15 protein-coding genes are annotated in these 19,559 nt (G+C 33.8%); 12 read left to right on the top strand and 3 right to left on the bottom strand.

The window, feature by feature from the left end; translation table 11 throughout:
• Nucleotides 1–177 precede the first annotated feature (177 nt).
• The 7 genes from LL038_RS15220 (at nucleotide 178) to LL038_RS15190 (ending at nucleotide 8,376) form a co-directional block, all read left to right on the top strand.
• Nucleotides 178–1,548, top strand: a complete 1,371-nt coding sequence (locus LL038_RS15220) for an MFS transporter (RefSeq protein WP_216123258.1) — start codon at nucleotides 178–180, stop codon at nucleotides 1,546–1,548.
• 321 nt (nucleotides 1,549–1,869) lie between these two features.
• A complete protein-coding gene (locus LL038_RS15215) occupies nucleotides 1,870–2,946 on the top strand; it encodes a zinc-binding dehydrogenase (protein WP_216123257.1) in 1,077 nt (358 codons plus the stop codon).
• A gap of 136 nt (nucleotides 2,947–3,082) precedes the next feature.
• Nucleotides 3,083–4,444, top strand: a complete 1,362-nt coding sequence (locus LL038_RS15210; RefSeq protein ID WP_216123404.1) for an MFS transporter — start codon at nucleotides 3,083–3,085, stop codon at nucleotides 4,442–4,444.
• Nucleotides 4,445–4,486: 42 nt separating this feature from the next.
• The gene (locus LL038_RS15205) at nucleotides 4,487–5,539 is read left to right on the top strand and encodes an NAD(P)-dependent alcohol dehydrogenase (RefSeq protein WP_253199953.1); all 1,053 of its coding nucleotides are present in this window, start codon (nucleotides 4,487–4,489) and stop codon (nucleotides 5,537–5,539) included.
• 30 nt (nucleotides 5,540–5,569) lie between these two features.
• On the top strand, nucleotides 5,570–6,415 hold the full coding sequence (locus tag LL038_RS15200) for a class II fructose-bisphosphate aldolase (protein WP_216123256.1): 846 nt from the start codon (nucleotides 5,570–5,572) through the stop codon (nucleotides 6,413–6,415).
• Nucleotides 6,416–6,417: 2 nt separating this feature from the next.
• Nucleotides 6,418–7,377, top strand: coding sequence for a carbohydrate kinase family protein (locus tag LL038_RS15195; RefSeq protein ID WP_375293009.1), 960 nt, complete (start codon nucleotides 6,418–6,420; stop codon nucleotides 7,375–7,377).
• A gap of 18 nt (nucleotides 7,378–7,395) precedes the next feature.
• Entirely contained in the window at nucleotides 7,396–8,376 is a 981-nt protein-coding gene (locus tag LL038_RS15190; RefSeq protein WP_216123254.1) for an aldo/keto reductase, read from the top strand.
• A gap of 228 nt (nucleotides 8,377–8,604) precedes the next feature.
• On the opposite strand, the gene LL038_RS15185 is transcribed toward LL038_RS15190, so the two are convergent.
• On the bottom strand, nucleotides 8,605–9,072 hold the full coding sequence (locus LL038_RS15185; protein WP_216123253.1) for a hypothetical protein: 468 nt from the start codon (nucleotides 9,070–9,072) through the stop codon (nucleotides 8,605–8,607).
• Nucleotides 9,073–9,417: 345 nt separating this feature from the next.
• Between LL038_RS15185 and LL038_RS15180 the strand changes: the two genes are divergently transcribed.
• Entirely contained in the window at nucleotides 9,418–11,196 is a 1,779-nt protein-coding gene (locus LL038_RS15180) for an ABC transporter ATP-binding protein (protein ID WP_216123252.1), read from the top strand.
• Nucleotides 11,197–11,417: 221 nt separating this feature from the next.
• Here the strand turns inward: LL038_RS15180 and LL038_RS15175 are convergent, their stop codons facing one another.
• Nucleotides 11,418–12,836, bottom strand: coding sequence for an IS1182 family transposase (locus tag LL038_RS15175; protein ID WP_253200382.1), 1,419 nt, complete (start codon nucleotides 12,834–12,836; stop codon nucleotides 11,418–11,420).
• A 151-nt stretch (nucleotides 12,837–12,987) separates the two neighbouring features.
• Between LL038_RS15175 and LL038_RS15170 the strand changes: the two genes are divergently transcribed.
• Both LL038_RS15170 and LL038_RS15165 read left to right on the top strand, forming a co-directional pair.
• Nucleotides 12,988–14,472: an ABC transporter ATP-binding protein gene (locus tag LL038_RS15170; RefSeq protein ID WP_326493434.1), complete on the top strand. Its 1,485-nt coding sequence runs from the start codon at nucleotides 12,988–12,990 to the stop codon at nucleotides 14,470–14,472.
• 199 nt (nucleotides 14,473–14,671) lie between these two features.
• Nucleotides 14,672–15,478 (top strand): zinc ribbon domain-containing protein, encoded by an 807-nt coding sequence (locus tag LL038_RS15165; protein WP_216127932.1) that lies wholly within the window; start codon nucleotides 14,672–14,674, stop codon nucleotides 15,476–15,478.
• A 101-nt stretch (nucleotides 15,479–15,579) separates the two neighbouring features.
• Here LL038_RS15165 and LL038_RS15160 read toward each other — a convergent pair whose 3' ends face one another.
• Nucleotides 15,580–16,983, bottom strand: a complete 1,404-nt coding sequence (locus LL038_RS15160; protein WP_216127934.1) for a sensor histidine kinase — start codon at nucleotides 16,981–16,983, stop codon at nucleotides 15,580–15,582.
• A 427-nt stretch (nucleotides 16,984–17,410) separates the two neighbouring features.
• Between LL038_RS15160 and LL038_RS15155 the strand changes: the two genes are divergently transcribed.
• Both LL038_RS15155 and LL038_RS15150 read left to right on the top strand, forming a co-directional pair.
• Complete coding sequence (locus LL038_RS15155; RefSeq protein ID WP_216127936.1) at nucleotides 17,411–17,803, top strand: hypothetical protein; 393 nt, start codon at nucleotides 17,411–17,413, stop codon at nucleotides 17,801–17,803.
• Nucleotides 17,804–17,937: 134 nt separating this feature from the next.
• A complete protein-coding gene (locus tag LL038_RS15150) occupies nucleotides 17,938–19,554 on the top strand; it encodes a thiamine pyrophosphate-binding protein (RefSeq protein WP_216127938.1) in 1,617 nt (538 codons plus the stop codon).
• Nucleotides 19,555–19,559: the final 5 nt, after the last annotated feature.

The following is a 19,559-nucleotide window of genomic DNA, read 5'->3' as shown; positions in this document are numbered from 1 at the left end:
TATATGCAAGTAATTTTTAATACGAGGTGTATACGATTTCTTTTGATAAATATGTAAATGGATTAAGTTAATATGGGTAATCAATGAAAAAGCTATTTATCTTTAATGAAAACGATTATAAAAAACATATTGGTTATAGTTATATATTATAAAAAAATTTGTGGGGGAGATGTTTGTATGAACATGCAAAGTAATATAGGTGCTAGGATTGATCGGTTGCCTACTTCGAAATGGCATTATAAGATTTTTTGGTTGATTGGGCTAGGTCTATTAATTGATGGATTTGATAATTGTTTAGGTGGAATAGTTTTAGCCCAATTAGTAAAGAATGGTTGGTCTAACAATTATTTAAATGCAGCGTTTACTTCGTCTACTATGGCTGGACTTTTTATTGGATCTCTGTTTGCAGGCTTTTCAGGGGATCATCTTGGAAGAAAATTTGCTTATCAAGTTAACCTTCTTATATTTGGAATAGCTTCTATAGCGGCGGCATTTGCAACTAATATGACTATGTTGATTGTACTTCGTGGATTAACAGGTATTGGCCTGGGGGCGGAGATTGTTGTTGGTTTTGCCACGTTTACTGAATTTGTTCAGGCGAAAGAACGTGGTAAATGGGCTGCTACATTATCATTGGTGGGGAACTGTGCACCGCCACTCGCAACGTTGATTGGGGTTATAGCAATGCCCCTTTTAGGTCCTAATTGTGGTTGGCGTGCAATGTTTATTATCGGTGGAGTTGCTGCACTAGCTCTATGGGTTGTACGCCACGGGTTCCCAGAATCACCACGATGGTATGTAGCACGTGGAATGGAAGAGAAAGCAGACAATATACTCACAAATATTGAAAAAGAAATAGAACTAGAGAAGGGAATTAAGCTACCATTAGTAGCGGAACAAAAATTAAACAAATCTCGTGATGATAAAAAAATGCCTTTTACAAGTCTATTTAAGGGAGCGTTATTAAAGAGAACAATACTAGGATGTTCTGTACTTATAGGTATGAATACAGCGCTTTATAGTATTACGACTTGGATTCCAACAATATTTGTAAAATCTGGTATAACTGTTACTAAGTCAATTATTATGACTACTTTGATTATGTTTGGAGCACCACTGGGAGTATTTATTGCAACAAGGATAATAGATAAATTTCCACGTAAGTGGATGGGGGTTACACTGTTAATTGTAATTGCTGTACTTGGGTATATTTATGCAATTCAGAGGTCTGAAGTACTGATTGTTATATTGGGGTTTTCACTTATTCTTTTTCTCTATATGTATGTTTGTTTTGCATCGGCAGTTTATGTTCCTGAATTATGGCCAACTGAAATTCGTCTTAGGGGTTCGGGATTATGCAATTCAGTTGGAAGAGGCGTAACAATTTTTACTCCATATGGAGTGGCATGGATTATGACAAACTATGGATCGGTTGCAGTTTTTATTACGCTTGGAGGGTTACTCGGTTTCGTTGCTTTGATAATTGCTACTATAGGGATTGAAACTAAGCAAAAATCACTTGAAGAAATATGTATGGAAATAAAGTAATCAACAAAATTATTATGCTTATTTCATGAGTTTTTCCTGTATTCTTATTTGAAAGTTTGAATGCCAGACATTTTAGTGTGGGTTTGAGGACTTTCAGTATGCTTATTAGGAAAAACTCTTTTTTTATTTGGGTGAAACCGAATAAAAATGTACTATTTTAATTATTAAATAGAAATAATATTTAAATAAAATATTTGTTTAAATAAAAAAATGTTTATAACAAAATAAATTTGTTGACAACAAAGATTTATAATAGTATTATATGCGTATAGACAGAAACAAAATAAATATGAAAACGTTATATTAATTAGGAGGGATCTTATGAAAGCATTAGCAAAGTATGGTACACCAAGTCAATTTGGAAGTTATAAATGGATCGATGTTCCAGAGCCCATTTGTGGTGATGACGATATCATCATTGAGGTAAAAGCAGCAGCAATTTGTGGTGCTGATATGAAACATTACAAAGTAGAAAATGGTTCAGATGAATTTGGATCAGTAAGAGGGCATGAATTATCAGGTGAGATTGTTAAAATAGGGAAAAATGTTACTCAATGGAAACTTGGACAAAGGGTTGTTTCTGATAACACAGCCCATGTATGTGGTGTTTGTCCATCATGTGAATCAGGTGACTTCTTAACATGTCCTGAAAAAGTAAATCTAGGATTAGGATATGGGACGAATGGTGGATTTACAAAGTATTGTAAAATACCCGGTGAAATTTTAAGTATTCATAAACATACAATATGGGAAATACCAGAAAATATAAGTTATGAAGAAGCAGCTATTTTAGATCCTATTTGTAATGCTTACAAAGCAATAGCTCAACGTTCTAGATTTCTACCAGGACAAAATATTATAGTATTTGGGACAGGTCCTTTAGGACTGTTTTCGGTACAAATTGCGAAAATAATGGGAGCTGTTAATATAGTTATGGTAGGTTTGGACGATGACACTAAAGTTAGATTTGGAGTTGCTAGTGATCTTGGTGCTACACATATAGTTAATGGTTCACAAGAAGATGTTGTTGCTCGGTGTCAAGAAATTTGCGGCAAAGATGGCATAAGTCTGGTTGTTGATTGTGCAGGTGCTAACATAGTATTGAAACAAGCAATTGAAATGTGCAGACCTAATGGCGAAATTGTCAGAATTGGTATGGGATTTAAACCTGTTGATTTCTGTATAAATGATATTTCAATGAAAGCGATTTCTATTATTGGGCATATGGGTTATGACACAACTTCATGGAGGAATGCTATTAATTTGTTAAAATCGGGAAAAATTCAAGTTAAACCTATGATTACACATAGATTAGGTCTTTCAGAATGGGATAAAGGCTTCGATTTAATGGAGAGTAAGGAAGCAATCAAAGTTATTCTAACATATGATTGTGATTAAAATGAAAAAATTAATGGTTCCACCTTCATTAGGCTGTTGCTATATATTTAAAATGGAAAAGCAAATTAAATTTATTGATGTAGTAAGCGATATCCTAAAATAATACAAAATAAAAGGAGTGAACAAAGTGGATGCAATGAAAAAACCTAATTGTGGTGCAAGACTTGACCGCTTACCAAATAGCCAATGGCATTTGTCAATATTTTCAATTGTTGCTTTTCCATTATTGGTATGCTGGAGTAATGCAATTGGTGGTCTGGTTCTGGCACAATTGAAAGAGCTAGGTTGGACAAATAACAATATAAGTGCAATATTTACTTCGCTGACGGTAGCAGGCATGTTTTTTGGTGCTCTTTTAGGAGGAATTATTGGTGATAAAATTGGGCGTCGTAAAAGTGTTTTAACTTTTGAGATTCTTCACATTATTGCAATGATAATTGGATCATTCTCACCAAACATGACATTTTTAATTGTTTGCCGTTTTTTTATGGGAGTTGGACTTGGTGCTTTGCTTGTAACTTTGTTTGCAGGTTTCACAGAATATATGCCTGGACGTAATCGTGGTACTTGGTCTAGTAGAGTTTCCTTTATTGGAAATTGGTCTTATCCAATCTGTTCACTGATTGCTATGAGCATTACTCCACTTATTGCTGCAAATATGAATTGGAGAGTACAGTTTCTTGTTCCAGCTATTTTATCTATAATAGCTACAGTTATTGCCTACAAAAAATTTCCAGAATCACCGCGTTGGTTAGAAGTCCAAGGAAGATACAAAGAAGCGGAAAAGATTATGTCTGAGATTGAGATGTTAGTGGAACATCAAACTGGTAAAAAGTTGGAACCAGTTACCGATGTTTCTGCGGACAAAAAAGAAAATGTTATTCCATACTCTGCTTTGTTCAAAGGGGAACTGCTCAAACGGGTTATACTTGGGTCTTCCGTTTTGATTGCAATGAATGTGGTTCAATATACACTAATTAATTGGCTTCCTACAATATTCATGTCACAGGGCATTAATTTGAAGAATTCTATTGTATTAAATACTATGAGTATGTTTGGTGCACCTTTTGGTATTTTTATAGCTGTTCTTGTTATTGATAAAATTCCACGTAAAGTGATGGGTGTTGGATTACTTTTGATGATCGCTGTGCTTGGATATGTGTATTCTCTACAAACTAGTATGGTTATGATTACATTAATGGGATTTTGCTTAATTACATTTGTTTATATGTTTGTTTGTTATGCATCAGCAGTATACGTTCCTGAAATTTGGCCAACGGAAGCAAAACTTCGTGGTTCGGGTCTTGCAAATGCTGTTGGACGTATCAGTGGCATTATTGCACCATTTGCTGTTGCTTATTTACTTGACAAACAAGGGGTAAAAGGTGTGTTTGTATTGTTAGGTTCTGTAGCAGTAATAGTTGCAATAGTAATTGCCACAATTGGTATTGAAACAAGAGGCGCTTCTGTTGAGGCTATTGGATTAAAAGCAGAATAGTAGATTGTAAGTTTGGTAAATTTTGAAAGGGGTCGAATTGAAATGAAAAATGAAATAAAAAATACAGAAGCTATTTTAGTTGTTCCTGGAAAGATGGAGATAGAGGAATCACAAATACCTGATCCAAAGGATGATGAAGTTCTAATTAAAGTAGAATATGTAGGAGTTTGTGGATCAGATGTTCATGGATTTGAATCGGGTCCATTTATTCCTCCATCAGATCCAAATCAAAAGATTGGGTTAGGACATGAGTGTGCTGGTGAAGTTGTAGGAATCGGTACTAAAGTGACTAAGTTCAAAATAGGGGATAGAGTTTGTATTGAACCAGGAGTTCCTTGTGGAAAATGTAGGTTCTGTCTAGAAGGAAAGTATAATATCTGCCCAGATGTAGATTTCTTGGCAACACAGCCGAATTACAAAGGAGCATTGACAAATTATATTTGCCATCCGGAAAGTTTTACATATAAACTCCCGGATAACATGAATACTATGGAAGGTGCGCTAGTAGAGCCTGCAGCAGTGGGTATGCATGCAGCAATGAGCGCAGGTGTAAAGCCTGGCAAAAAAATTATAATTTTAGGTTCAGGTTGTATTGGGCTAATGACTCTTCAGGCATGTAAAGTCATGGGTGCAACAGAAATTGTAGTAGTAGATGTACTGCCAAAGAGACTAGAAATGGCAAAAAAATTAGGGGCTATGGAAGTAGTCAATGGTATGGAGGATGATACGGAAGTAAAGTGTAAAGAAATCTTGGGTAACTTGGGAGCAGACATTGTGTTTGAAACAGCAGGTTCGCAGGTAACAGCAAAACAGACACCGCTTTTGGTAATGCGTGGTGGTAAGATTATGATTGTTGGTACGATTCCTGGTGCAACACCGATTGATTTTCTAAAAATCAACCGCGAAGTAACGATTCAAACCGTATTTCGTTATGCCAATCGTTATCCAGCTACTATAGAAGCAATTTCATCTGGTCGTATTGATGTGAAATCAATGGTTACTAATATTTACGATTATAAAGATGTTCAAAAAGCATTCGAAGACTCTGTTAATTGCAAAAAAGATATTATCAAGTCAGTTATAAAAATTAATTAAAAATTAATTAAAAATAAAGGAGAGATTATTATGTTTGTTTCAATGAAAGATATGTTACTAAAAGCTCAGAAGGAAGGTTATGCAGTACCAAATTTCTGCATTTGGAATACTGAAATGCTACAAGGAGTTATGGATGCTACTGAAGAGGCGCAAGCACCAATTATTTTATCTTTTGGTAGTGGATTCTTAGAAAACACAGATATAGATCACTTCATAAAAATGATGGTTTCTATGGCGGATAAAGCAACTGTACCCGCTTGTATTCACTGGGATCATGGCAGAAGCTTTGAAATAGTAAGTCATGCTGTTGATATAGGCTATACTGCTATTATGATTGATGCATCCGCATATGATTTAGAAACTAACATTAAATTAACAAAAGAGGTAGTTGATAAGTTCAAACCATTAGGTATTCCAATTGAGGCTGAACTAGGTCATGTTGGCGCTGAGACAATTTATGAAGAAGCTATTGCGGCTTACGGATATACTGACCCAACACAAGCAGCAGAATTTTGTGAAAGAACTGGCATAGATTTCCTAGCGACTGCTATAGGAAATCAACATGGAGTTTATACTTCTGAACCAAAAATTAATTATCCCGTATTGGAAGCTGTTAGAGCGGCTGTTGATATTCCATTGGTACTACATGGTGCATCAGGAATTGGTGATGAAGATATTAGAAAATGTATTGCTAGAGGAATTACAAAAATAAACATCCATACTGAGTTATGTCAGGCGGCAATGATTGCTATTGAAGCAAATCAAGAGAGGAAGCTTCCTTATCTGAAATTGCAACAAGAAGTTAGAAAAGAAGTTGCAAAAAGAGCAATGGAAAAAATAAAATTATTCGGATGTTATGGAAAAGCGAGGAGTTAATTGTGGATAATAAATTAGATGTAATTTGTATTGGGGCCGCAATTGTTGATATACCTTTACATCCTGTAAGCAAAAATATATTTGACAGTGAATCTTATCCTTTAGAAAAAATATGTATGACTATAGGTGGAGATGCAATTAATGAAGCTACTATAATTTCAAGGTTAGGATATAAAGTTGCATTGATGAGTCGCATTGGGAAAGATGTAGTAGGAGATTACATTCTTAAATTCTGTGAACAAAATAATATTGATTGTTTTAGTGTAAATATTGATCCAGATATTGATACTTCTATCAATGTGGGTTTAGTAACTGAAGACGGTGAGCGAACATTTGTTACAAATCGTAATGGAAGCTTGTGGAAGACCAATATTGATGATGTTGATTTTAAACGATTTAAAGAAGCGAGATTACTTTCATTAGCAAGTATATTTAATAATCCATTAATTGATGGAAAGTCACTTGTAAAGATTTTTACAGAGGCAAAGAAGAACAATATGCTAATTTGTGCAGACATGATTAAAAGAAGATTTGGTGAGGGGTTTGAAGATATCCGTGAAGCTTTAGGATATGTTGATTACTTTTTTCCAAATTATGATGAGGCTTGTTTGATAACTGGCAAAACAAATTTGGATGAAATAGCAGATGTTTTTTTAGGATGCGGCGTTAAAAATGTAATTATAAAGACTGGCAAAGATGGATGTTTTGTAAAAAATTCAAACGAAACATTAATTGTTCCCATATATAAATATTCTAAATTAATTGATACTATTGGTGCAGGGGACAACTTTGCTGCTGGATTTATTACAGCTATTTTGGATGGAAAATCACTCAAGGAATGTGCCGAGTTCGCTAACGTGACAGCATCCATTTCCGTTGAATATCTAGGGGCAACAACTGGAGTGAAAAGCAAACAACAGGTAGAAGAAAGAATGAAAGAATATATTATTTCCAAAATATAAAACTGAAGGAGTGTTGAAATGAAAACAATGAAATTAGGAAAAACTGATATAAATATTTCAAGAATGGGTCTAGGAACTTGGCCTATTGGCGGAGGTCCTGCATGGAACGGAGACCGAGAATTACAATCATCCATAGATACTATAAGAACTTGTCCGTCCATTGGAGTTAATGTAATTGATACAGCTCCAGGCTATAATTTTGGTAACAGCGAAGTAATTGTTGGCAAGGCTTTGAAAGGTATGAAAAGAGAGGATGTTTGTTTAATTACAAAATGTGGTATAACATGGAATAGAAAAGGAAGTTTGTTTAACAAAGTAGGTGATGTGCAGCTTTATAAGAATCTTTCTAAAGAATCAATTATGGAAGAGATTGAAATGAGTTTGGAGCGTTTGGGGACGGATTATATTGATGTTTACATGACTCATTGGCAATCAGTAGAGCCTTACTTTACTCCAATCAAAGAAACAATGGAAGCATTAAATGAACTAAAGGCAGCCGGAAAGATAAAAACCATTGGTGCTGCAAACATGACACCTGAACATATAAAAGAATACTTAAAGTACGGACAATTAGATTTGGTGCAAGCTAAATACAGTATTTTGGATAGAGCAATTGAACAGGATTTGGTTCCAATTTGTAGAGAAAATAAAATTACTCTTCAAGCTTACTCTCCTTTGGAGCAAGGGTTGTTGAGCGGGTGCCTCCCAAGAGATTATGTTCCTACAGGGGCACAGTGCAATAAAAAATGGTTTCAACCTGAAAATATGCAAAAAGCAATGAATATGATGGATAATTGGAAAGACTTGTGTAAAAAATATGATTGTACAATAGCCAATTTATCTCTTGCATGGGTTTTGGCACAGGGTGATTTCTTTAATCTGCTAAGTGGAGCAACTACGGTAGACCAAATTAAAGAGAATGTAAAATCTGCTGAAGTTGAACTTTCAAAATCAGATGCTAGATTAATGAGAGAAATGGCAGAAGCAATTGACGACTAAAGGAGTAAATGTAGTTTTGGATTGGTATAAGTGGAACAAACACATTAGTTAAAAAGTATGAAGAGGGTATACCATATATAATGGTACCTTCTTCTTTTTTTATGATCGAAACCAATTTGATAATAAATATTAATTTGGCAACTTTACAGGCAATAGAGTAATTGTAAAATGTACATAAATGTGATTTTTTGGAACTGAGATGGAAAGAGCATCAACTGCATATTAAGTTTATTGATAATGTACTCCAGAAGTGAATTTTTGTATAAAAGGGGTTCCACTCGCTAACATCAGATCTATGGACGAAATGGCAGCCTGTAAGGCAGAGCGTGTTTCGTAATTAGACAAATTTTTAAAACTATATCCTGAAAAGCTGTGAATCATATAATGAGTATTATTATATTTAGTATTGTGTATAATTTCTTCAAAGTAATCAGTGTGGATTAACTTCCCATTAGAATCAAACATATCTTTAGTGAATAGTTTATATGATTGTATGAGATCAATGAGAGGTTCAGAAGCCATAGTATTCCCTTCATTATCTAAATTATATAAAGAAGGTATTGTAGATTTAAGATTATTATTGAATTTTTCAATTTCATCTATAGAAAGTATTATTTCTGTAGCGTCAGTAAGAACACGCATCCCAAAGGATGAGGAATACATAAAACTTGGGAATATATAGTCATCTTTATACATAGATACACCTCTCAAGTTACAGAATTATTTACATTATAATACTAATTTTAAATATAATCCATATAAAAGATGTATCAAATTAGTGCTCTAAAAAAGTTATGTTTCAGCTGTTATGATTCAGAAAGGTAATTGACAATTACGGAATATTTAGGTATTATTAGAATAAATGTTACAATTTACAAATATAAGAGATAATATTAAGAAAATTGTTAAAAAAGGAGCCTGACAAAAATCGGGTGCTTTTTAACTTTTTGCCATCATATTAGCCACGTGATTATCTGAAATTTAACACTAAATGACTCAAATGAAATAGTTAAAATTGATAAAGTAAGGAGAGAAAACAAAATGAGAAAGAATAATGTGTTTCGGAGGATAGCTATACGTTACCTTCCATGGATGGTTGTGGAATTGATTGCAGCATATGTGCTGACCTCAATTATTGTGAAGGGTAGCAGTCTAATATCCAATGCCATTGATGCACTTCTTTCTGGACAAGTGTCGGGTATTGTAAGTACAAGTTTTATGATGCAACTTTTCCTCTTTGTGGGAATTGGTTTTGTGGCATCGCTGGTTAGGGATGTGTGTGCGTCACAATTCAGTGTAAATATTCAGACACAGTTTCGCGAGGAGGCTGGGAGAAAACTGGTTCGTCTAGAATTTAAGTATTTTGACAAGAATTCCTCTGGTACTATTTTGAACAAGTTGATTTCGGATATTGGACAAGCTGGACGGTTCTTTTCAGAAACACTTCCTGATATTTGTCGAATACTGGTTGAGGCTGTGACTATTATTGTTTCCATCGGTAAGATTGATGGCATGCTTGTGGTATTTATAGCGGTTGGTTATCCAGTGGTGCTTGTGGTGTCTCATTACTCATCCAAGCGAATGTCAAATCTTGCTAAGAACAGATGGAAGAAAATTGATGTGCTTAACTCCACTGCCTATGACAATATTCAAGGAATCCTTGTGGGCAGAAGCTTCAATCTGATGTCAGTGATGCAGAAAAAAATCTACAAGGCTAACGATGAGATTCTGAAGTTTGAATTTATCCGTAATAGATTGTCAGCAATATCAGTGATTATGCAGAACGTGATTAACTGGCTACCAAATATTATTTTGGCAACACTGGCGCTAATGAGGGTGTTAAACGGTTCACTTACTGTGGGAGAGATGACTTTCTTCATTCTTATGTTGGATCGAATTATTCATCCTTTAAGTGAACTACCTATGTTGTTTAATGATGCACGTGAAATTGGTGTGTCCATCCAGCGTCTGGAAGAACTGATGGGGCAAGCGGACGAACCCAGCGGAGATTGGGATGGAAGTCACTACGCCCGAGATTGTGATCAGGTACCGGAAACTGTTATTGAATTTGAAAATGTAAATTTTGCTTACAATGAAGGTTGTCAAGTGTTGTACAATGTGAATTTCACCATTAAGGCTGGAAAAAATGTGGCTTTCGTAGGTAGTTCTGGGGAGGGTAAGTCTACCATTTTTAAGCTGCTCTGTGGATTTTATAAGAAGCAATCAGGAAATTATAAGCTTTACGGCAGAAATTTTGAAGATTGGAATCTGAATGCGGCGAGAAATCTATATTCTTTGGTATCCCAGAATGTATTTTTATTTCCAGAAAGCATTGCTGATAATATAGCCTATGGACGAGAGGGGGCTACCATGGAAGAAATTAAGGAGGCCTGTCGCCTAGCCAATATTCATGACTTTATTATCAGTCTGCCACAGCAGTATGATACTTTGGCGGGCGAGCGTGGAACAAGGCTTTCCGGCGGCGAACGGCAACGTATTTCCATTGCTAGGGCTTTTCTTAAAAATGCGCCAATCCTTCTTTTGGATGAGCCAACCTCCGCCATTGATGTGGGTACAGAGGATTTGATTAAAGAGGCCATAGAGCGTATTTCTAATGGGAAAACAGTCATAACCATTGCACATAGGCTGTCCACCATTGAGAACGCAGATACCATTTTGGTACTGTCAAAGGGTCAGATTGTAGAGAGTGGAACTAATGAGGAGTTATTGATGAAAAAAGGTATTTATCACCATCTTTACCAGGTGCAACAGAAGGCTCAGGAGGAAGGAAAGGAGGAGACATTAAATGAAATTATCTAGAATACTTATTAAATTGACTAAGACATTCATGGGGAGTCGTGCTTTCATATATTTTGGAGCTATTCTTGTAATGGCGATATCCGAAGGACTATTCAAGACTATTAGCTCTTTTTTGATTCGAGATTTATTCACCATGGCTGGGAATAGAACAACCAATGGGTTGTTTCAGGTTGTTTACAAACCCAGTATAATTTTTTATTGTACTGGGTTTTTATATGCAATTATGCGATAGCATTTTGATTTATAGATAAATTAGTAACATGCAACAGGTTTTTAGTTATAAAATAAAAAAACATGGAAGATAGTAGGCTAGCTATCTTTTTCATATTTTGCACTGCTGCTGTAAGCAGACACTGCTCTTGCACATTTTCTAATCCGCGCATATGGCAATAGCGAAGCCCATGCAGTTGTTTAGAATCTGCGAAGCTTCGCTCTATAGTTTCTTTCCTTCTTCTATATATATTTCTACCCTTATCCGTTTTGGTAAACTTTACAACATCTTCTTTATACATTTCCCAAACATGTCTTCTAACAGTTTTAACCTTACTTTTATCAGAAAAACATTGAGTTCTATTTGGGCATTCTTTGCAATCTTTTGCATTCCCAACATACTCTTTATATCCATCTCTAGTTGTCGTTTTATAATGCAAAGCCCTTAAGTCAGGGCAAACATATATGTCCTTCTCTTTAACATATTGAAATTTATTTTTAGTGTACATTCCTTTTGTATGTGGAGACCTTCTATATCCCATTACAGATTTTAATTCTCTCTCAAATAGTTCTTTACATATAAGATTTGTAGCATAACCAGCATCGGCACCAACATATTTTGTATTAAAATTAAATTTTTTTATTTGCACATCCAATCTATCGATATAAGGATCAACATCATTTATATTTCCAGGAGTAACATAAACATCAGTAATTATATTGTGTTTACTGTCCACAGTTCTGTGATCTAAATAGGAGAAGCCTTCCGGCTTGCCATCTCTCATCATATATCCGCTGTCGGGGTCAGTTGTGCTAACTTTAATTTCTTTTATTATGGTAACAGGTTCTTTCACTTTCAAAGGTCTTTTACCGTGATTTATTCTATCTTCCTCTACAGCTTTATTAAGATCAGCTACATATTCTTTAGGTGTTTTTTCAACTTCAATTTTCACAAGCTTTCGCTTATTAGCATTTGCTTTTAGGTGTGTAGAATCTGTGTAAAGTATTTTACCAGTTACCATCTTAAGATTTATAGCCTTAAATACGACTTCGTCAAATATTTTTTGGAACACGTCAGTTCCTTTAAATCGTCTACGTCTATTTTGGCTAATTGTTGAATGATCTGGAATAACATCAGTAAGGCTTAGTCCTAAAAACCATCTATAAGCTACATTTACTTCAATTTCCTTTACAAGTTGTCGCTCAGATTTTATTCCAAATAGGTATCCAATAAACAGCATTTTGAAGAGTAAAATAGGATCTACGCCAGGTCTTCCATTATCTAAACAATAATATTTTTGAGTCAATTCTCTTATGAAAGAGAAATCCATGTATTTATCTATATTTCTGAGAATATGGTCTTTAGGAACTAAATCCTCTAAATATACCATTTCTAATTTTTGTTGTGTGAAGTTCTTTTCATTAATCATAACTAAACCCTCCGAATTATAAAGTTTGTATACTATATATATTCGACATTGATGTTGTAAAATCATTTTTGAATATGAAAAAAAACACTCCAATTTTAAATTAGAGTGTTTTACATTTTATGTTTGTCAACAGTCTGGAACAACCAATGGGTTGTTTTTACTTCTTGTGAAAAATTTATTGATAGGTGCTGTGGCCATGGCGATTCAGGTGACGGCAACAGTCATTTATAACAATGAGTCTAAACGGGCAATTGCAAAGATTAATCAATCGGTGTATATGAAATCAGTATGGTTTCCTATAGAATATTACGATACTCACCATACTGGCGATTTTATGTCAAAATTAATGTATGATGCAAGCAAAACCGGAGATATTTTTGGTTCGAGGCTTCGTCGTATTATTATGCCGATTATCATGGTTATTCTGTTTCTGATTCCTATGTTTTATCTATGCCCACAGGTTACAGTGGGATTGCTAGCGGTAAGCTGCATTTCCCTACTAGTGAATACATTAATGGTAAAGCCCATGAAAAAGGTTAGTTCCAAAATGTCAAAGGTAAACAAAGGGATGATACAGAATCTGACCAATATTATGCAGGGAGTAGAAACGATTAAGATTTTTGCGGTGAAGGATATAATTATGAAGCAATATGATGTTTCAAATAAGCAGTGTGCAAAGGCACAGAAGAAACAGAATTGGTATTCAGCACTGCTGACAGGTTTGAATAATGCCTCCAATCTGCTCTGTTCGCTGGTATTCTTAGGTGTGGGAATTTACTATGTTGAACAAGGCGTGGTGGATGTTGCTTCGCTAACGGCATTGTATATGTTGTATGGAACCTTTAGTTGGTATTTTTTACAGATTGGGCGTTATATTCCGGAGTTGGTCAACTGTTTGGTCAACGCCCAGCAAGTCTTTGAATTTATGGGTATACAAGAAGAACCGAAAACATATATTGAACATAGGCAGGCAGGTACAGAAAAAGAGTCTTCTCAGCGTGCGTATATTTCTATGGAAAATATCACCTTCGGATACAATGAAAATGATAAAAAAGTTCTAAAGGATTTTAATTTGTCTGTAAAAAAAGGAACTTCAGTAGCCATTACTGGTCATTCTGGACGTGGCAAGAGTACTTTAGCTAAGCTTTTATTGGGATTCTATCCAGTAGAAAAGGGACAAATATATATTGATGGTGTATCATTGGAAAAACTGGGATTACATAAACTTCGTGAGTTGATTGCTTACGTGCCACAGGATACCTATTTGTACAACGTAAGTATTGCCGAAAACATTTCCTATGGAAGGGCTGAGGCTACCATGGAAGAGGTTGTGCAGTCGGCAAAGGCGGCCAATGCCCACGAATTCATTATGAAGCAGTCAGAAGGATATAATACCCTGGTAGGTGAGCGTGGTAACAAGCTGTCTGGTGGGGAGAAGCAGCGTATTGCAATTGCCAGGGCTATCCTTAAAAATGCGCCCATTCTTTTACTGGATGAGGCAACTTCAGCACTTGATAACGAGTCAGAATATTTGGTTCAGGAGGCAATACAGTCGCTCATGAAGGATCGAACTACGATTATGATAGCTCATCGGCCGAGCACCATTGCCACAGCGGATGTAGAGATGGCAATGTAGAGAAAAGTCGTGCTCAAATTAGAAAATGTATAATAAAATATGGTATACTATGATAAATATAGTTAAAAAATTATGAATAAAAATAAATTGGAATCTGGATAGTAGGCTTACAGAATTTACGTATTATCTTATAATTTATGGTTATATTTTATTTATCAGAAAGTGTATAAAAAGGTATACATATTAAAGGAGTGTTAAAATGAAACATTGCATAAAATGCAACACAGAACTGACAGACAAAAGTAAATACTGCAATGAATGTGGAAAAAACCAATCGACAGATGCGTATGACAATCAAGATAGTTATGATGCGCAAGAGGATAATTACAAAAGAGAACCTGTATATACTGTTAAGCCAGAGTATAGAGAAAACTCAGATTACGAAGATGCTAATAACTTTCATGCAAAACGTAAACATAGACCAATATTAATAATATGCTTAATAGTAATAGTAATAGTAGTAGTTGCTGCACTTGGTTTAATGTCAACTAATAAAGATAAATCAGATGATCTTAAATATCAGGATATACCAGCTTCAACTAAAAGCGTTACTCCCGAAGCAACTAAAACTGAACCAGCTAAAACAGCTAAATCAGCCATAGTAGGAAAATTACATCAGAAAGTTATTGTTCCAGATATTCGGTATGGAACATATGAAATTACAATTAACAGTATTACATTATCAACAGAAAGAAATAAATATAGCAAGGTTAAAGCAGTAGAAGTGTATAAGATTAATTATACCTACAAATTATTGTCTAGTGGAACTTCAACACATGGTTTATACGTATCTAGTTTCGCTTCATTTGACAGCACAGGAGAGTCAGGAGAAGGTTATCCAGGCGGGGCTGGTGATTACCCTAAGCCATTAACTATTATAGGGACTAAATGTTCAGCAGATACATTTGTAGCAGTTAAAAATAAAAGTTCTTTCATAAATTTAGTTTTAGACTATAATGTGACTAATGATAGCGGACATATGACATTTAAAATACCAACTAAATAATTGATTATACACCTTTAGCCATTGCTTAATTAGTGGCAAGGGTTAAATTTAGATTTAGCCATTGATAATTTAATCATATTTTTTCTACTTAACGGTTTGAATTATTCTGTATATATATCAGACAGCTCAATATTGATTCGGTCAGTTATGTCTTTTTTTATTTCGTTTACACCTAAAGAATTATCAACTTGTTTTACTGGAAGAATGATAATAAATTCACTTCCAATATTCTGTTCACTTTTAAGGATTATCTTGCCTTCATGTAGTTTCACAAAAGATTTAACTAGAGAAAGGCCTATACCAGTACCTTCATTATTTCTTTTTAAGGTCTTATCCACCTGCATAAATCTACCGAAAATTATTTCTTTTTTATCATCGGGGATTCCTACTCCAGTATCTCTAACTGATATCTCAACATTATCCACTTTATCCAATACTGTTACATATATTTTTCCGCCTTTGTCTGTAAATTTTAAAGCGTTTGAAAGTAAGTTAAGTATAATTCTCTCTATTTTATCGCCATCAAACGCCATTAACTTTTCTTCAACATTAGTGTCAAATATTATGTCTATACCTTTATTTTCAGCGATAGAAATTATAGACATGGTAATATCTTCAATCAAATAAACAATGTTTCCATTCTCCATATGTAGAGTAATAAATCCCGAATCTAGTTTTGTCATGTCTAATAAATTGTTAATTAATCTAATAAGTCTATTAGAATTTTTCTTCATTATTTGTAAATACTTTCTTCTCTTCTCAATAATTTTTTCTTCATTGCTTTCATTGTACATATTCATCATCTGCAGAGAAGCAAAAACTACATTTAATGGAGTTTTCAATTCATGCGATATGTTACAAAAGAACTCTGTTATAAATTTATTATGTTCTTTTGTTTCGTTTAACAGTTCAATAGTTGTTTTTGCATCTTCTTTTAACTTTAGCATTTGTAATTCCATTTCTAATAGTTTTACTTGATTGCTTTCAAAAGTTACGTGTTCACCCAATATCCATGCGATAATGATAAATCCTACCGATAACACCAAGTCATTTTCGAAATAGGTGTTTACTACTAAATTAGAAACAAAAGTCAAATCTATAGATAATATAATAGCTGACGATATATAAGAAAGTATTAAACCACGCCTCTTACCTTGAGATATGGTTGTTGTAATAATGCTAAAGAAAAACAGATATTTATATTGGCTCCTATAAGTGCCAGATAATAAAACAAATAAAGATAGAATAAAAATAAATAAGATATCTTCTGCAACTAAAAGATTCTTTGATTTTTTAAAGTTATTTTTAAAATAAATAATCCACCATAATAAATAAAATAATGATAAAAAGATAAGAAATATTGCCAAATTTAATTGGACACGAGTTGTGGAGTTTGTTTTATTATATGGAATATTGAAAATAAGTATTAATATAAATAGTAAAATAGCGAACTTAGTAAATGTAATTATTGCTAAAATGTTATTATATTTATCAGTGTTATTCATTTTTCACCTTCTATTTACCTATAGATAACCTAACTGGTTTTGCTACAGATAATTATATTTTTTATATCTTCTATTACGTTTTTGGTACTCCAGTTATATTACCATCAGATTTAAGATCTAGATTAAACATTTTATTTCCATTTATTCTAAATAAAAACATTTATATATAACATAATACAGTAAAAGAAAGGATAAATCCATACTTATTTTGCAATACATGACAATTTGATATATTAAAAGATAAAAACTTTCATGGCTAATAACTCAACAATTAAATAATTTTACAATGTAAGTTTATAGATGTATTATTAGTAATAATTTCATTCAATGACTAATTTAATAATTATTAAATAAAAATTGTAATAGTTTGTTTTTTGTGTATAATTAAGCGGGGTCAATAAAATAAATCAAAGGGTGGTTGGTACAAATGATAAAAACTATAAGTACACAAAACGAATATGAATTAAAGGTTGATGTTGAAAGAAAGATAGTATATGAAAAATTCGAAGGAATGTTTACAAAAGAAGCTGTAGCAAATATGAAGAATGATTATAAAACAAAAATACTTCCTTTATTTAAGGGCAGTAAATGGGCTAAATATTGCGATATGAGAATCTACAAATTAACAGATAGCCAAAATGAATTAGGAGAATTTGTTCAGTATTGTACAGATAATGGAATGGCTCATGCGGCCCTTATCGTTTCAAGTGCAATAGTAAAAATGCAAATGAATAGGGTAGGCAAAAATGTAGGAGTTACTCCAGTTGCATTTACTGATGAAAAGGAAGCAGAGGATTACTTAAAGACAGCTGGATATTAATAAGCCAAGTGAATATTAGTAAGAAGGGAACATCTTAAAAGGTGTTCATTTTTTATTGCTTAAAACAACTAGGTTTTATAATTAGTATTATTTTATATAGAGAACTGCGAAAACATAATGGAGGAAAAACATAAATGAGAATAGCTGACGCAATAATAAAGGTTTTAGAAAATAATGGTGTAAAATGTGTATTTGGAATACCGGCTAGTACATTTGCAGGTATCCTTGATGCAATGAATGATAATAATATAGAGTTTATAGTGACGAAAAATGAAGCGGGTTGTTCATACTCAGCTTCAAGCTATGCAGAGCTTTCCAATGAATTAGGTGTGTGCATGTTGGCAGGAGGAGTAGGGCTTAATAATGCAATTAATGGTATTGCAAACGCAAAAAGAAATAAAACTCCTATGCTTATTATTACTGGAAATGTAAGAAGGGAGTATATGGGTAAGGGTGCTTTTCAAGAGTTCGACAACGCTTCAATGGTAAAAAGTATAACAAAACACTCTATAGAGGTGACAAAAGAAGAGGTGGTTATTGTTGAACTTCAAAAGGCTATGAATATTGCGCTTACACCTCCATGTGGACCTGTGCACATATCAATTCCTTATGATGTACAGACCGCAACTTTTGAAGGAGATATTAATTTAAATAGGATAATCAATAAACCCGTTAACGATGTAAAGTCTTTAGAAGAATGCATTAAAGAAATAAACAAAACTGAGAAGGGGCTAATTTTCATTGGAAGAGGTACAAGGGGTCTTTCTAACGAAATAAAAAAACTAAGTCGAAATGTTTCATGGCCCATAATATCAACTTCGAATGCAAAAGGAATTATAAATACTGATTTTCCATATTACATAGGAAACTACGGTTTCTGTAGTACCGACAGTGCTATTGAGTATATTGAAAAGGAGCAGATAGATTGTATTCTTTTCCTCGGTACGTCTTTAGGACAATGTGCAACAAGGGATTACAACGATGTCCTTGTTAATGGAAGAAAGGTTATAAGAATAGATTGGGATAAAAAAGAATTTAATAAAATATTTAAAGAGGATATTTCTGTTTGCTACGAGTTAAAGGAAGCAATGGACGTACTTATTAATAGAGTAGACCAAAAACAAAAGAGTTCTTTCATTAAGCCTGAAATGAATAAGCCTTATGTTAAAGATCATACAGGTATATCTTTAAGGTTGTTATTTGAAAAATTTCCTGAAATACTGCCCAAAGATACATGTTTACATGTAGATACGGGTGACTATTTTAATTATGTATATAAATATTTGCCAATAAGGGAGGACATGTATCTTCACACAAGTCTAAATTATGGTTGTATAGGTACAGCATTAGCAGGGGTTATGGGGTCATATATGTACAATAAAAACATACCTTACGCTGTAATTGCAGGTGACGGAGCATTTTACATGAACGGCACGGAGATACTAACTGCTAAAGAATACAATATGCCTATCATATACTTTATAATAAACAATTCTATGTTTGGACTCATTAAAAATGGAATGAAGGCTCTATTTGGAAGAGATTTTAAAGGTAAGATCGTGTTTGAAAAAAACAGTATAGCTTCAATTGCAGAGGCAATGGGTGTAGAGGCAGTACAAATAACTGATTTATGTCAAGCGGATAGCCTTAAAGAACTTATGAATAATAGAACTGCTCCTCTTGTTATAGAGGTAATTACTAACGGAACAGAAGTATTCATTGACACAGATAGAATAAAAAAAGCAATATAAGGGAG

Origin of the sequence: Clostridium estertheticum, assembly GCF_026650985.1 — a bacterium.
Lineage (GTDB): Bacteria > Bacillota > Clostridia > Clostridiales > Clostridiaceae > Clostridium_AD > Clostridium_AD estertheticum_C.
The sequence above is the reverse complement of the archived record's forward strand: the minus strand, read 5'-3'. Positions and strand labels throughout refer to the sequence as shown.

What these genes read in the sequence shown, in the direction of transcription:
- LL038_RS15200 (WP_216123256.1), top strand. Translation starts at nt 5,570, where the DNA reads ATGTTTGTTTCAATGAAAGATATGTTACTAAAAGCTCAGAAGGAAGGT.
- LL038_RS15150 (WP_216127938.1), top strand. Translation starts at nt 17,938, where the DNA reads ATGAGAATAGCTGACGCAATAATAAAGGTTTTAGAAAATAATGGTGTA.
- LL038_RS15210 (WP_216123404.1), top strand. Translation starts at nt 3,083, where the DNA reads ATGAAAAAACCTAATTGTGGTGCAAGACTTGACCGCTTACCAAATAGC.
- LL038_RS15220 (WP_216123258.1), top strand. Translation starts at nt 178, where the DNA reads ATGAACATGCAAAGTAATATAGGTGCTAGGATTGATCGGTTGCCTACT.
- LL038_RS15175 (WP_253200382.1), bottom strand. Translation starts at nt 12,836, where the DNA reads ATGATTAATGAAAAGAACTTCACACAACAAAAATTAGAAATGGTATAT.
- LL038_RS15215 (WP_216123257.1), top strand. Translation starts at nt 1,870, where the DNA reads ATGAAAGCATTAGCAAAGTATGGTACACCAAGTCAATTTGGAAGTTAT.
- LL038_RS15180 (WP_216123252.1), top strand. Translation starts at nt 9,418, where the DNA reads ATGAGAAAGAATAATGTGTTTCGGAGGATAGCTATACGTTACCTTCCA.
- LL038_RS15205 (WP_253199953.1), top strand. Translation starts at nt 4,487, where the DNA reads ATGAAAAATGAAATAAAAAATACAGAAGCTATTTTAGTTGTTCCTGGA.
- LL038_RS15160 (WP_216127934.1), bottom strand. Translation starts at nt 16,983, where the DNA reads ATGAATAACACTGATAAATATAATAACATTTTAGCAATAATTACATTT.
- LL038_RS15190 (WP_216123254.1), top strand. Translation starts at nt 7,396, where the DNA reads ATGAAAACAATGAAATTAGGAAAAACTGATATAAATATTTCAAGAATG.
- LL038_RS15155 (WP_216127936.1), top strand. Translation starts at nt 17,411, where the DNA reads ATGATAAAAACTATAAGTACACAAAACGAATATGAATTAAAGGTTGAT.
- LL038_RS15165 (WP_216127932.1), top strand. Translation starts at nt 14,672, where the DNA reads ATGAAACATTGCATAAAATGCAACACAGAACTGACAGACAAAAGTAAA.
- LL038_RS15185 (WP_216123253.1), bottom strand. Translation starts at nt 9,072, where the DNA reads ATGTATAAAGATGACTATATATTCCCAAGTTTTATGTATTCCTCATCC.